The organism is Aquabacterium sp., from assembly GCF_030652515.1.
Classification (GTDB): Bacteria; Pseudomonadota; Gammaproteobacteria; order Burkholderiales; family Burkholderiaceae_C; genus Aquabacterium.
In genome coordinates this window covers 1-12518 of record NZ_JAUSAR010000101.1, presented here as the reverse complement: position 1 = coordinate 12518, position 12518 = coordinate 1, and the positions used below count along the sequence as shown (strand labels likewise).

The window sequence follows — 12518 nt, the reverse complement described above, 5'->3', positions numbered from 1 at the left end:
CGATGCACCCACCTGGTAGAGCTTGGTGTCGATCCTGTCGGTGAGGGCGAAACCCTCGTTCTTGAACTGGCCGTATTGGCCAAACAGCTTGACCACGCCGAAGTCGTAGCTGGCGCCCAGCAAGGCGAAAGTCTGCTTTTGACCAGAAGCCAGGTCAGCCTTGGGCGCTTCGGCCGACTTGACCGACTGGTAACCCGCGCCAATCGAGAATCCACCATTCGTGTAAGTGCCGCTCACTCCCACACTGTTGCCCTCGCCAGTGGTGGCCGAGGTTTCGCCGGCCTGCCACTCCACAGCGCCGGTGAAGCCACCGAGGTTGGGCGTGGTGTACATCACCGCGTTGCCCCAGCCCGAATCACCCTTGTCATTGCCCCACGGGCCGCCATACGTCAGCCGGATCGTCGGCGAGAAACCGAAGGCGCCACCCAGTGGGTTGAACGTCAAGGTTTGAATGAACAGTAGATTGTCCATGCGACCCAGGGACACTTTGCCGAAATCGCTGGCCAGGGCCACATTGGCATTGCGCGCCCAAAAAACGTCAGGCTTGGCGCCATTGGGACGACCAGACGCACCAATGTCACCACGGAAAAAGCTTTCCAGGGTGAACATTGCTTTGAGGCCACTGCCCAGGTCTTCAGTTCCCTTGAAACCAAAGTAGCTGGTCGTCATGGGATTCGGCGCCACTTGCGTCGTGCGGGGATTGGCGGTGCTGGCGCTGTACGAGTTCTGGAATGAGCCGAAAGAGATGTCGAACAAGCCGTACATCGTCACACTGCCTTGCGCGTGCGCGCCAAAGCAAGCGCCCAGGGACAGAAGGATCGCGGGGGTGATTTTTTGTGCAAAGGCCATGAATACTCCGAAAAAATGGACCCAAAAAAGTGACGCGTCAAATGCGCGACCCTTTGATTTCGCAGAATCCATGCCCGAAATAACCACCACAAACATCAATAAAACTCACCAGAAAACCACTTTTGGCATCAGATGGGTGCAATTGAGCACCAAAAACGCCCAAATAAAAAAAAGCGCCCCGAAGGGCGCTTTTGGCTTCAAATCGAAAAAGATCGATCAGAAAGCGTGCTTGATGCCAAACGCGAAGGTTTGGCCAGACTCGTCGTTACCAGTGTTCGATTGCGTGTTGTTCGAGAACACAGCATAGACGTCAGTGCGCTTCGACAAGAAATGGTCGTAACCCAGCGAGAACACGCGGTCCTTGAACTCACCACCGCCCAAAGCTGCGCCGACGTCCGATTTGTTCTCACCGTACGACACCAGCACGGAACCCTTGTCAGTCACAGGCACCGACACACCCACTTGGTAGATCTTGGCATCGACGTCCAAGCCGGTGACCAACGTAGCAGGAGTGTAGAAGACGCTCTTGGTCTTGACCGAGGTGTACTGACCGAACAGCTTCACAACACCAAAGTCATAGCTGGTACCAAAATCGATGACCTTCTGATCAGCGAGGTAAGCCGTGTTCAGACCTTGACCGCCCTTGACGTATGTCAGCGATGCGCCAAAAGGACCGGCAGCATAAGTCGCGCCGACCGAATAGCTGTTTTGCGCATTGGCATTTGTGCTTTCCTTGGGCGCAAACTGGGCAATCGCAGAAAAGCCACCCAGGTTTGGTGTTTCGTACGTGATGGAGTTCACGAACCCAGTATCAAAGCCGACAGCCGCGAAACCAGGAAGAGGGGTGGCGGCAATTGAACCACCGCTGTACAGGTGACGCATCGTCGGCGAAAACGCCATCGAGCTGCCGAACGGGTTGTAGGTGTAACCCGAGGTGAACAGGGGGTTGTCGTATTGACCCAAAGCCAACTTACCGAAGCCGCCGTTCAGAGCCACGAAGGAGCCACGGCCCCAAAAGCCGCTGGCCAGGTTAGGCAGGTTGCTGCCGGTATCAGTGGCAAGGAAGGATTCCAGTGCGAATTCAGCCTTCAGACCGCCACCCAGATCCTCCGAACCTGAAAAACCGATGAAGCTGGTCATCATGTTGCCGCTGGAGACTTTCGTGGCGCGAGTCGAATCGCCCTTGGTGTGGGCGTCCTCATACGAGCCAAAACTGGCTTCAACCGAACCATAAACCTTCACGTCAGCTTGAGCAGCGCCAACCAAAGCCATCAGGGCAGCAGCGGCCACCAAGTTCTTCTTTGCAAACATCAATTTCTCCTAGCAATGTGTGAAAAAGGGACTGTTTGGGAACCCATCAGGCGGGTAAACCCATGCGTTGCATTGTGGGACTGAAAGTCATCCGACACCCTTGCAAGCAAGAAACGTGACAGGCTGCCACGCGTTAAAACAGGGGGTTTCGTTGCCTGATGACAACATTTGACAGCTTTAATACAATGTATTCGGACATTCAGGGCGCAAAAAAGCGCCCCGAAGGGCGCTTGAAACTCTGGTCTGACTTTGTCGCGAATTAGAACGCGTGACGGACACCAACGGCGACGCTGTTGGTGGTTTCGGAACCACTGCCACCAGCAGACGAAGCGCTGGTGCGCTCGTTGATGTAAGCAGCGTAGGCGCTCGTGCGCTTGGACAGGTTATGGTTGTAACCTGCCGAGATGGCGCGCGTTTTGATGGAAGCAGCAGGCGTATCAATGTCAACCTTGGTTTGGCCAGCCGACAACAAGACCGAACCGGCTTCGGACACGGGGATGGCGCCACCCAATTGGAAGAACTTGGGCTTCACAGAACCGTCGGTAGCCTTGGCCACCAACTTGTCTTGTCCGTATTGGCCGAACAACTTGACCACGCCAAAATCGTAGCTGGCGCCCAGCAGGACAGCCTTGTCCTTGATAGGCGTTGCTGCGGGAGTCGCGCTAGCGCTGCGGATTTCGCCCACAACAGCCGACAGGGCCAAAGGACCTGCGGTGTAGTTCGCGCTCACGGCGGTTGCACCACCGGAGTAATTGGCAGCGTCACCCTTGGCGCCTTCTTTCATGCTGGTTTGGACCGACAAAGTCAGGCCACCCAGGTTAGGCGAGACGTAGCTCACGCCATTGGACCAGCTGCCATCGGTGGAACCGAAATTGACAGGGCCGCCAACGATGCTGGAGGCCAAAAAGCCCAGCGTGCCCTTGTTCAAACCCAGACGAGCTGAGGGCGAAAAGGTGGCCGACGAGCCGAAAGGATTGAACTGAGCAGATTCGAGCTTGAACAGGTTCTCGAAACGGCCCAGGTTGACGGCACCGAAGTCACCAGCCAGACCGACGGTGGCGTTGCGGTTCCAGAAGGTGTCGCCAGCAGCAGCACCGGTGTCCACGCCCAGTTCGCTTTCCAGCTTAAAAATAGCCTTTAAACCACCACCCAGGTCTTCTTGGCCCTTGAAGCCGATGTAGCTTTCAGCCATGTCGCTGGAATCGACATTGGTAGAGGACACCTTGGTCAGATCGCCATTGCCATCAAATCCCAAAACTTGCTTGCGGCCAACGGACACATCCAGATTGCCGTACACGGTCACTTGAGCGTGAGCAGCAACAGCCAACAGGGTCAGTGCGGCAGCGGCCACAACATTTTTCTTCGCGAACATGAAATCTCCTAACATTGATTGAATCTTGCCTCAATGCACCATAAGTGTGCAATGACCTTGCGACTTGCAGAGTCGTCAGCACTGATTCTTACGTCTGGTTGCGCGTATTCCCCAATGAACGCACCAATTTCACCCATTGGGGGGATGCAAAAACCCCAATCCGTTTCAATATCGCAACAAATTGGTGCGCATCACCCGGCGTTTCGCGCCAAATCGGACACACCCCCCACCGCCAACCTTCAAGGAACCACCATGCCGACTTCCTGGTTTCGCGCCCTGCTGATCCTCATCGCCGCCTTGTTCACGGCAGCCTTCGTGCTGGTGGTGATCCCCCCGTTGCTGGAGAGCGGCGATGTACTGGGCGCCTTGCTGGCAGGCTTCGTCAACCCGTATGCGGCAGGCTATGCCATGGACACCATCAGCTGCTGGTGCGTCCTCACGGTGTGGGTGGTCCACGAAGCCCGCACCAAGGGCATCCGCCATGGCTGGATCGCCGTATTGCTGGGCCTGGCACCGGGGGTGGCCACGGGATTTGCGGTCTACCTGTTGCTTCGCATGAAACAGGAAGATCAGGCGGCCAGGACGGCCAGGATCTCGGCCCCGTAAGCCTGCAGCTTCTTGGCCCCCACCCCGCTGATGCCGCTCAACTCACCCAGGGTCTGAGGGGCGATGCGGGCCATTTCAGCCAGGGTGGCGTCGTTGAAGACGATGTAGGCGGGCAGGTTGTGCTCGCGCGCCACCTCGCTGCGCCAGGCTTTGAGCGACTGGAAGCGGATCAGCGCCTCGCCCACCAAATCCTTGGGGGCCCCGGCGGCGGATTTGCCACTTGAGCTCGATGATGAAGTGCGCGAGGTTTTGGCACGCTTGGGCGCGTCAGCGGCTTCGCGCAGGATGAGTTGCACCTCACCCTTCAACACCGCGCGGGCGCTGTCGGCCAGGACCAGGGTGTTGAATTCGCCCTCGGCGACGACGTGGCCCATGGCCACCAATTGACGCAACACAGCGCGCCATTGGTTTTCACTCAGGTCAGCGCCGATGCCGAAGGTGCTCAGGCTGTGGTGGCCGTGTTGCTCGACCTTGTCGGTGCGCTTGCCGCGCAGCACGTCGATCAGGTGGCCGGCACCAAAGCGCTGTTGGCCGTGCTGCCAGAAGCGGTAGATGCCACTGAGCATCTTGCGGCAGGCCTCGGTGGCGTCCCAGGTGATGGGCGGCTTGAGGCAATTGTCGCAATTGCCGCAGGGCTGGCTGTCTTCGCCAAAGTAAGAGAGCAGGCGCACGCGGCGGCAATCGTGGGCTTCGGCCAGGGCCAGCAGGGCATCGAGCTTGCCGCGCTGAATGCGCTTGAAATCGTCGCTGGCCGGGCTTTCGTCGATCATGCGGCGCTGGTTGACGACGTCGGCCAGGCCGTAGGTCAGCCAGGCGTCGGCATCCTGGCCATCGCGGCCCGCGCGCCCCGTCTCCTGGTAATAGCCTTCGATGTTCTTGGGCAAATCCAGGTGGGCCACGAAGCGCACGTCGGGCTTGTCGATGCCCATGCCGAAGGCGATGGTGGCGACCATGACGATGCCATCCTCGCGCAGGAAGCGGTCCTGGTTCTTGCGGCGCAGGCCTGAATCAAGCCCTGCGTGGTAGGGCAAGGCGTTGATGCCCTGTTGGGCCAGCCAGTCGGCGGTTTCCTCGACCTTCTTGCGTGATTGGCAATAGACCACGCCCGCGTCGCCATCGTGCTCGTCGCGGATGAAGCGCAGCAACTGGTCGCGCGGGTTGGTCTTTTCGACCAGGGCATAGCGGATGTTGGGGCGGTCGAAGCTACTGATGAAGACGCGGGCATCTTGCAGCTTCAGGCGCTCGATCATGTCGGCGCGGGTGTGGTCGTCGGCGGTGGCGGTCAGGGCCAGGCGCGGCACGTCGGGGAAACGCTCGTGCAGCATGCTGAGCTGCAGGTAGTCTTCGCGGAAATCGTGGCCCCACTGGCTGACGCAATGGGCTTCGTCGATGGCGAACAGGCTGAGCAGACCGCGCTCGTGCAGGCTGGCCAACTGGGCCTGGAAGCGCAGGTTGGTGATGCGCTCGGGCGCGGCGTAAAGCATGACCAGGCGGCCGGACATCATCTCGCGCTCGATGCGCTGGGTGTCTTCCAGGCTGTGACTGCTGTTCAGGAAAGCGGCGTGCACACCGGCTTCTTCCAGCGCGCCGACCTGGTCGTGCATCAAGGCAATGAGGGGCGAGACCACGATGGTGACGCCCTTGCCATCGCGGTGCCGGGCAATGGCGGGCACCTGGTAGCACAAGCTTTTGCCGCCGCCCGTGGGCATCAGGACCAGGGCATCGCCGCCGCCCAGGGTGTGCTCCACAATGGCTTTTTGCTGGCCCCGGAAAGCGCCGTAGCCGAACACTTCTTGCAGGATGGCCTCGGCCGACGTGGCGGGGGTCTGGGGGTTCAGGGCAGTGGCAGACACGGGCAGGGGCGAACGAGGGAAAGCGGAAAGTGGGATGCGATCCGCATTGTGCGCGATCATTCGGGCACCAACCCCATTTCGGAGAACCTCGTGCCTTCTCAAGACAGCAGTTTGGCCATGGTGGGCCATTTCATCCATGGGCAAAGCGTGCCGGTGGCCGCCGCAGATCGCCTCAGCCCCGTTTACAACCCCGCCACTGGCGCCGTGGCCGCGCAGGTGGCGCTGGCCAACAGCGCCGACGTGGCCCTGGCCGTCGCAGCCGCACAAGCGGCCTTCCCTGTCTGGGCCGACACGCCCCCCATCCAGCGCGCACGGATCCTGTTCAAGTTCTGGGGCCTGCTCAACCAGCACAAGGACGAGTTGGCCTCTTTGATCACGCAAGAGCATGGCAAGGTCTTCAGCGATGCCCAGGGCGAGGTCACGCGCGGCATCGACATCGTCGAGTTCGCTTGCGGCATCCCGCAACTGCTCAAGGGCGACTACAGCGAGCAGGCCTCCACCGGCATCGACAACTGGACCACGCGCCAGCCCCTGGGCGTGGTGGCGGGCATCACGCCCTTCAACTTCCCCGTGATGGTGCCGTGCTGGATGTTCCCGGTGGCGATCGCCTGCGGCAACACCTTCGTGCTCAAGCCCAGCCCGACCGATCCATCGCCTTCATTGTTGATGGCGAAATTGCTTCAAGAGGCAGGCCTGCCAGATGGCGTCTTCAATGTGGTGCAGGGCGACAAGGCGGCGGTGGATGCCTTGATCGAGCACCCGGACGTGAAGGCGCTGAGCTTCGTGGGATCGACGCCCGTGGCGCAGTCCATCCACGAGCGGGGCAGCCATTTTGGCAAGCGCGTGCAGGCCCTCGGCGGGGCCAAGAACCACATGGTGATCATGCCGGATGCTGATCTGGACAAGGCCGTCGATGCCTTGGTGGGCGCGGCCTACGGCTCGGCGGGCGAGCGCTGCATGGCGATCTCGGTGGCCGTGCTGGTGGGAGATGTGGCCGACAAGATCATGCCCAAGCTGATCGAGCGCACGCGCACCCTGAAGGTCAACAACGGCACGCTGGACGAGGCCGAGATGGGGCCGATCGTGACGCGCGCCGCGCTGGAGCGCATCAGCGGCTGCATTGCCGACGGCGTCCAGCAAGGCGCGCAGTTGCTGGTGGATGGGCGAGGCCTGTTGGTGCCCGGCCTGGAAGGTGGATTCTGGCTGGGCGGGACTTTGTTCGACCACGTCAGCCCCGAGTCGCGCCTGTACAAGGAAGAGGTCTTTGGCCCGGTGCTGGCCTGTGTGCGCGTGCCCGACTTTGCCCAGGCCGTGGCGCTGGTCAATGGCCATGAGTTTGGCAACGGCGTGGCCTGCTTCACCAGCGATGGCCACACCGCGCGCGAGTTCGCTCGGCGCGTGCAGGTGGGCATGGTGGGCATCAATGTGCCCATCCCGGTGCCCATGGCCTGGCATGGCTTTGGCGGCTGGAAGCGCAGCCTGTTTGGCGACATGCACGCCTATGGCGAAGAAGGCGTGCGCTTTTACACCCGGCAAAAATCCATCATGCAGCGCTGGCCCGAAAGCATCAGCAAGGGCAACGACTTCATCATGCCGACGGCGCGCTGACCTGCCCGCTCACCTGCCCATTGAAGAAGGCCTTGAGCTCACCGGGCTGAAAGCGCGTCCAGATTTCGTCGGAGGTGAGCGGCTCGGTGGCGATGACCGCCACGCGGTCGCCCTGGTCGGTCAGCTCTTCGAAGTTCAGGCTCATGTCCTGGTCTTGCAGGCGGGCCAGGCCAAACGGGGCTTGGCGCACCAGGTAGTGCAGGTTGGTGGAGCAATGCGCCCACAAGGCATCGCCCTGGCTGAGCATGAAGTTGAAGGTGCCGTGCTGGGCGATGTGGGGCACCAGCTCGCGCAGGGTGTCGGTCAGCGCTTCAATGGTGGGCAGGCTGGCGTGGTGCTTGGCCAGCTCTTGCAGCAGCCAGCAAAAAGCTTGCTCGCTGTCGGTGTCGCCCACGGGTTTGAAGGCGGCGTGCAGCTTGGGTGCAAAGCCTTTCAGATCACCGTTGTGGGCGAACACCCAGTAGCGCCCCCACAGCTCGCGCACGAAGGGGTGGCAGTTTTCCAGAGCCACCCGGCCTTGCGTGGCCTTGCGGATGTGCGCGATCACGTTCTGGCTTTTGATCGGGTATTGCTTGACCAGCTCGGCCACGGGCGAAACGCTGGCGGCGGCGTGGTCCACAAAGAGGCGCACGCCCCGGCCCTCGAAGAAAGCGATGCCGAAACCATCGCAGTGCTCGTGCGCACGGGTGGCAAATCCGGTAAAACTGAAAACGATGTCGGTGGGCGTGTTGCAGTTCATGCCCAGCAATTGGCACATAGATGAGGCTCCTTCGGGCTTCATGCTACGCCACACACCAAAATGGGCGCACCCGACGGAGGGGCTGGGCTCAAACGGGGCCCTTGGGCATAATCGCTGAAGTTTTTCTTCGAATCCACCGAGTCAGGAATCAGGCCATGGCCTCCATCAACAAAGTCATCATCATCGGCAATCTGGGTCGTGACCCGGAAGTGCGCTACGCCCCGAGCGGCGCGGCCATGTGCAATGTGTCAGTTGCCACCACGCGCAACTGGAAAGACAAGACCAGCGGCGACAAGGTTGAAGAAACCGAATGGCACCGCGTGGTGTTTTACGACCGCCTGGCCGAAATCGCGGGTGAATACCTGAAAAAAGGCAGCCCCGTGTACGTGGAAGGCCGCCTGAAGACCCGCAAGTGGCAAGACAAGGACGGCAAGGACACCTACACCACCGAAATCGTGGCCGACCAGATGCAATTGCTGGGTGGGCGTGATGGCGGCGGTGGCGGCCGCAGTGGTGGTGGCGGTTATGGCGGCAACGCCGGTGGCGGCCAGCAAGGTGGCGGGGATGACTTCAGCCAGGATGCGCCTTCGGCAGCAGCGCCGAGCCGTCCTGCGGCAGCGCGTCCGGCACCGGCTGCGGCGCGGCCTGCGCCTCAGAAGTCGTCGACGGGGTTTGATGACATGGATGACGACATTCCGTTCTAGGATTGACCTTTGCCTGAACGGGCCAGTTCGCGCTTACCAGAGCACCACGCGATCTTTCGGGGCGAGCCACATCGGGTCACCCTTGCGAATCCCGAAGGCCTTGTAAAACCAGGCACGTGCTTGGCGGCGGCACTTGCCCGGTAGCTCCAGGGCGGGTGCGGGTCGGTCGCGGTCACTTGCCGCAGCCACCCCTCGCGACCCTTGCCTGTCCACGCTTGCGTCCAGGCGATGAAGCAACGTTGACCCTGGCTGAGACCGGTCCACTTTCACATCCTCCCTTGGGCTTTCGCGGAGGTGGGCCTTGAGCGCCGAGTAGGCAAGCGACACGCCTCCCACATCCGCGAGGTTCTTGCCCACGGCAAGCGCACCGTTGGCGTGAAGGCCAGGAAGCACCTGAAAAGCGTTGGCCTGGGCTATCAACTTGCTGGCCTGCGCGTTGAAGCGCTTTGCATCTTCGGGGGCCCACCAATTGCGCACATTCCCCACGGCGTCGTACAGGCGCCCCTGGGAATCGAATCCATGCGTGATCTCGTGGCCGATCACCGCGCCCAGGGCGCAGTAGTTCACCGCGGCATCCGCCTTCGGGTCGTACATCGGCGGCTGCAGGAACGCTGCCGGAATGTCGATGCCATTGCGGCTCGGATCGTAGGCCGCGTTGATGACCGTGGGGAGCGTTCCGCTGGGGTCTGCGAACCGGTCTTCGACGACGGGCTTGCCCAGGCGGGCATTGTCGCGACGGACGCGGAACTTGCGGCCCCTACGTGTCATCACGTACGTGCGCGAACGACTGTCGCAATTCCCCAGTCGCTCGTCCAATCGCATCTGAATAGCAAGTCAGAGCTACCCGAGGACATCTCCATGCCCACCGCATTCTCCGATCCAAAGTTCGACTCCGCGCGCCCCGCCCCGCCGCCCCCTTCCTTTGACGTCTGGCGTTGTGATCCGCTCATCGGGGAGGGTTTGAGCATCATCGAGAAGCACCTTCCTTGCCGGCGTCAAATCGTCTATCCAGGGCAAACCATCCATTCCGTCGGACAACCGTTTTCGAACCTTCACATCGTGCATTCTGGTTTGATCAAGCTCCTGCATTTTTCACAGGATGGACGCCAACAGGTGGTGGCCCTGCGCTTCAAAGGGGACTGGCTCGGCTTCGATGGAATGGCGGACCAACAGCACACCTGCGAAGCAGTGGCGCTGGACATCAGTGAAATCTGGACGGTTTCATACGCTGCTGTGCTCGCAGCAAGTCAGGACCATCCGGCTGTGCTGTCTGCTCTGCACAAGGCGATCAGCGAGGACATGACTGGCATGCAAGAGCGCTTCATGTCACATTGCACCTTGCATGCAGATGCGCGGGTCGCCGAGTTCCTGCTTCAATGGTCGAGCAGCCTGGCGAAGCGGGGCCTGCACCCCGATCAATTCCGGCTTCGCTTGTCCAGAGAAGAGATCGGCAGCTACCTGGGCATCACGCTTGAGAGCGTCAGCCGTTCGATCTCCCTCCTCGTTCGCGAAGGTTTGATCGGCTTCCATGGCAAAGGCCGGCGAGATCTGAAAATTCTGGGGACCGAAGCACTGGCCGAATTCGTGGAGGCCGGCCTCACGTCGGCAACGGAAGCATAGCCGATGCCCGTATCTGCACCTCGGTGACGGGCTTTCTTCATGGCAGCCGCCATGGCGAGCCACCCCTTAGATGAAGTGTGCACAACGCAGACTAGGGACGGCCGTCAAAAATGGCCCGGGCAGGATGAACTCCTCACTCATCAACTGCCATTGGAGACCCCATGAACGCTCCCTGCGATGGCTTCATGGACTGCATCTACACCGCTTACTGGTACGCCTTCCTGCGTTGAGTCAGGAGGGTTGGAGGGGCCAGCGACACCCGCAGGCTTGACCAAAGTCAATGGGGCAGCTCAAGAAGCTTCATATGCTCAACACATGTCGCCCATACCTGCTTTTTTTGATCCGAGGAGCCCCCCTCCACCGTGTCAGCACACTACCTGAAAGGCTGATCCAGCGTCTGCGCGCTCGCCTTGAGCACCGTGTTGAGTCCGTCGTGGAGTTGGCTGATTTCCAGCTGATACAGACCGCCCCCAATGAACTGGCGCTGAACAGGGAACTGAGCGGAGATGGGGTCAATGACGCCTTGCGGAGGGCCAAGAGGGCATTGGACAGCTATCTGATGAGTCAAGGTGCGCCTCACATGCGCGTCTGCTGCCATGCGGGGCACTTGAGCAGGCGCGGGCGAAATGGCAAGGTTCAGCGGGTCACTGCACTCCCACGATGAACTGCCGAACTCCTGGCTCCAGGTGACGCTTACCTCGAAGCGCGCTCGCTCGCCACCTGACAGCTGATGCACCGTGATGCGGCTGGCTGCACCTTGAGCCGCTCAGGGCTGATCGGAGCACTGCAACTCACGCACTGGCCATACGCACCATCGGCAACTCGCGCCAGCGCCATGTCAATCTCATGCAACTCGGCGATGGCGCGGTCCAATTCCGCATCGCTCAACAGCGCAGTCTCACTGGCATCAGCCTGGTCTTTGTTGTCCCACACACTGGATTGAAGCGCGCTGAGTTCTCCAAGCTGAGCAAGACGTCGCCTGTCGATGGCCGCTCTCAACTCACCCGCTCTGCGGGTCAACTCGGAAATGACGCCGGAATGCGGTTCAAAGTGGGGCATCTTTGCAACTCCTGTGAAAGATGCCATTTTTTACCGAGCAGGCCATTCTGGATTTGACAGCCGTCAACTGCCAACGCCTACGTGTCACCACCTACGTGCACAAACGACTGTTTCAATCCGCCGGTACCTTGTCAAATCGCATTCAAACACCCAAGGGATGCGGCATGACCACTTTACTTAGCAAACCGAATGCTTCATCCCTGCAGCTGCCATCTCTGCGGCACTGGCTGGTGCCATCAACCTCCACGGATCTGAAACCCAGGCATCCCATCGGCCATGTTGCGGAGCAGCCCCCACGATTGAGGAGACAGCCCCAGGCCACGCCGGAAGCAGCACGCCCAACCACCAGAATCATTCCAGGTGAGATCGGTGTTCTTGAATTACTGGCGGCCATGGGTTTGAGCGCCACAGACATGGGTTGTGACGCGGGCGTGACATTGCCCCGCGAAACGCTGCACCTGGATGCTGGGGCGACGGTGTACGAACAGGGCCAGCATTGCGGGCAGGCCTTCGTCATATTGAACGGCGTCCTTGAACGCCACCACGCGACCGGCTCAAAAGCGCAGCCGATGCTCGGCCCTGGTTCAGTGGCCTTGTCAGGAGCCAGGGAGTTGCTTGGGCTGCATGTCAGCCTGCATGGCCGTCCAGACACCGCTGTTGCGGTCACGAAGGCAAGGGTGCTGGCCATCCCCCTGCGCGATCTCAAAGCCTTGTCTCCGGCCACAACGTTGATCAACGACCTGCTCATGCGAACGGCGGGTGCCGCTTTGATGAGGGATTGGCGCGTCGCCTACCGC

The 12518-nt window shown here is 60.8% G+C and carries 12 protein-coding genes; 5 read left to right on the top strand and 7 right to left on the bottom strand.

The annotated features are described in order from the left end of the window. The 3 genes from Q7V20_RS12340 to Q7V20_RS12330 form a co-directional block, all read right to left on the bottom strand. On the bottom strand, positions 1-849 hold an 849-nt coding region (locus Q7V20_RS12340), incomplete at its 3' end, for a porin (protein WP_304791294.1). 216 nt (positions 850-1065) lie between these two features. Beyond that, positions 1066-2160, bottom strand: a complete 1095-nt coding sequence (locus Q7V20_RS12335) for a porin (protein ID WP_304791291.1) — start codon at positions 2158-2160, stop codon at positions 1066-1068. A 259-nt stretch (positions 2161-2419) separates the two neighbouring features. Further along, on the bottom strand, positions 2420-3532 hold the full coding sequence (locus Q7V20_RS12330; protein WP_304791289.1) for a porin: 1113 nt from the start codon (positions 3530-3532) through the stop codon (positions 2420-2422). Between the two features lie 252 nt (positions 3533-3784). Between Q7V20_RS12330 and Q7V20_RS12325 the strand changes: the two genes are divergently transcribed. Beyond that, a complete protein-coding gene (locus Q7V20_RS12325) occupies positions 3785-4138 on the top strand; it encodes a DUF2834 domain-containing protein (RefSeq protein WP_304791286.1) in 354 nt (117 codons plus the stop codon). Here Q7V20_RS12325 and recQ read toward each other — a convergent pair. Continuing rightward, positions 4102-6051, bottom strand: a complete 1950-nt coding sequence (recQ, locus tag Q7V20_RS12320; RefSeq protein WP_304791283.1) for a DNA helicase RecQ — start codon at positions 6049-6051, stop codon at positions 4102-4104. The two genes, Q7V20_RS12325 and recQ, sit on opposite strands and share 37 nt — an antisense overlap. A 57-nt stretch (positions 6052-6108) precedes the next feature. On the opposite strand from recQ, the gene Q7V20_RS12315 reads away from it, so the two are divergent. Next, the gene (locus Q7V20_RS12315; RefSeq protein WP_304791297.1) at positions 6109-7599 is read left to right on the top strand and encodes a CoA-acylating methylmalonate-semialdehyde dehydrogenase; all 1491 of its coding nucleotides are present in this window, start codon (positions 6109-6111) and stop codon (positions 7597-7599) included. On the opposite strand, the gene Q7V20_RS12310 is transcribed toward Q7V20_RS12315, so the two are convergent. Beyond that, the gene (locus tag Q7V20_RS12310; protein WP_304791281.1) at positions 7580-8356 is read right to left on the bottom strand and encodes a class II glutamine amidotransferase; all 777 of its coding nucleotides are present in this window, start codon (positions 8354-8356) and stop codon (positions 7580-7582) included. The two genes, Q7V20_RS12315 and Q7V20_RS12310, sit on opposite strands and share 20 nt — an antisense overlap. Before the next feature lie 137 nt (positions 8357-8493). Here Q7V20_RS12310 and ssb point away from each other — a divergent pair, with 137 nt between their 5' ends. Beyond that, positions 8494-9042 (top strand): single-stranded DNA-binding protein, encoded by a 549-nt coding sequence (ssb, locus tag Q7V20_RS12305; protein WP_304791278.1) that lies wholly within the window; start codon positions 8494-8496, stop codon positions 9040-9042. A gap of 33 nt (positions 9043-9075) precedes the next feature. Here ssb and Q7V20_RS12300 read toward each other — a convergent pair whose 3' ends face one another. After that, the gene (locus tag Q7V20_RS12300) at positions 9076-9858 is read right to left on the bottom strand and encodes a M13-type metalloendopeptidase (protein ID WP_304791276.1); all 783 of its coding nucleotides are present in this window, start codon (positions 9856-9858) and stop codon (positions 9076-9078) included. A 42-nt stretch (positions 9859-9900) separates the two neighbouring features. Here Q7V20_RS12300 and Q7V20_RS12295 point away from each other — a divergent pair, with 42 nt between their 5' ends. Beyond that, positions 9901-10662 carry a Crp/Fnr family transcriptional regulator gene (locus Q7V20_RS12295; protein WP_304791273.1) on the top strand — a complete coding sequence of 254 codons (762 nt, stop codon included), beginning with the start codon at positions 9901-9903 and terminating at the stop codon, positions 10660-10662. Positions 10663-11355: 693 nt separating this feature from the next. Here Q7V20_RS12295 and Q7V20_RS12290 read toward each other — a convergent pair. Continuing rightward, positions 11356-11721 carry a TraR/DksA family transcriptional regulator gene (locus tag Q7V20_RS12290; protein ID WP_304791271.1) on the bottom strand — a complete coding sequence of 122 codons (366 nt, stop codon included), beginning with the start codon at positions 11719-11721 and terminating at the stop codon, positions 11356-11358. 20 nt (positions 11722-11741) lie between these two features. Here Q7V20_RS12290 and Q7V20_RS12285 point away from each other — a divergent pair. Continuing rightward, positions 11742-12518, top strand: a 777-nt coding sequence (locus tag Q7V20_RS12285; RefSeq protein ID WP_304791268.1) for a cyclic nucleotide-binding domain-containing protein, incomplete at its 3' end; no start/stop codon positions are given.